Source organism: Parabacteroides sp. ZJ-118, assembly GCF_011038785.1.
Taxonomy (GTDB): Bacteria; Bacteroidota; Bacteroidia; order Bacteroidales; family Tannerellaceae; genus Parabacteroides.
On the sequence record NZ_JAAKDT010000103.1, the window covers coordinates 1 to 1453 of the forward strand.

The following is a 1453-nucleotide window of genomic DNA, read 5'->3' on the forward strand; positions in this document are numbered from 1 at the left end:
CAATAGTTCGTTAATTTTTTGATTCTTGGCAGATATGCTACAAAACACATTAAACCCTTTGATTATCAGTAAAATAGTCGCCTAAAAAGATGGTCAAGTGGCGAATTTTTCGTAACTTTATAGTTGAAAATCAAAGAGTTATGAATAAAATACAGCCGCTTGACCAAGTACGTTCGATTGTCGCTACTGCGCTTAATCAGACTACAAAAGTACGAAAAAGTTTTCAAAATTTCTTCATCGAGACAATGCTTTTGATTCTTACGATATACGGAAAGCTGAATTTCCTGTCGATGGCACGGCACGGAGATTCCTGTGAGAGCCGTTTCAGGCAGAACTTCAAGAAAAAGTTCGATTGGTGCGCTTTCAACAGGAACATGCTTCTTGGCACTTCCTGCCATATAGCCGCTGTGGCCCTTGACCACAGTTATCTTCCAAAATCCGGGAAGAAGACACCGGGACTCGGATACTATTGGTCGGGATGTGCCGGTGCGACGAAGCGCGGACTCGAGATACTCGGGTTCGCGCAGGTCGTGGCCGGCGTAAGCGACGCGAGGTTTATTTTCGCTGAGCAGACCCTTCCGCAGAAAAGCAGAGGCCGCACGCCATTTTACCTTGAACACATGAAGGACAAACGTGACAATCAGACAGCGAAGTGCCTCAGAACCATATATGATCATAAAGAGCAACTCCTCGGTATCTCCGGCATTCTTGTGGGAGACTGCCTCTTCGCAAGCTATAACTTCGTAACCGGAGCCAAGGCTGTCGGCTTTGACGTGGTGAGCCGGCTGCGTGACGACGCCGTATTGCATTATCTCTACACAGGGCCGCAGAAAGGTGGTCGAGGAAGGAAAAAGGAACTTGACGGAGATGTCGATATCCACAATCTCCGCCAACATGTGTTCGCAGAGGAGACTCTTGATGTGGATGGTGAGAGTGTGACTCTTTTCAGCGCCGCAGTCAAATGCAAGTCCCTCAAACGGAAAATCAAGGCCGTCATCGCCGATTTCAAGTGCGGGGCTAAGACCATCAGGAAAATCCTTTTCAGTACCGACCTCTCGCTGGAGGCTGCGCAGATCTTTCTCATATACCACTCCCGTTTTCAAATCGAGTTCCTGTTTCGCGATGCAAAGCAAAACACGGGACTTGACGACTGGCAGTCCACCGATGCCGACAGGCTTTCCTTTGGATACAACGCTTCCCTTACAGCGGTCAATGTAGCCAGAAAAATTGCAGACGAGATACAAGAGCAGACCGGACGCAGGCTCTCGGTCGCATCCGTCAAGAAAGTGCTGCATAATGCCTCGCTGTATCAGCATATTAAAGAATTTATTGAGGGTCAGAAATCGGGCAATCCGCAAAATAAACAAATCCTAACGGATGAGATTCCGCCTAACTTGTTGTTTTTCGGAGTCCGAGATTCTGCCTGATTCATTCTAAATTTAACGAACTATTG

1 protein-coding gene is annotated in these 1453 nt (G+C 47.4%); it reads left to right on the forward strand.

Features of this window, described 5'->3' with window-relative positions:
• Nucleotides 1-140: 140 nt before the first annotated feature.
• On the forward strand, nucleotides 141-1427 hold the full coding sequence (locus G7Y39_RS13355; protein ID WP_165157918.1) for a transposase: 1287 nt from the start codon (nucleotides 141-143) through the stop codon (nucleotides 1425-1427).
• Nucleotides 1428-1453 lie beyond the last annotated feature (26 nt).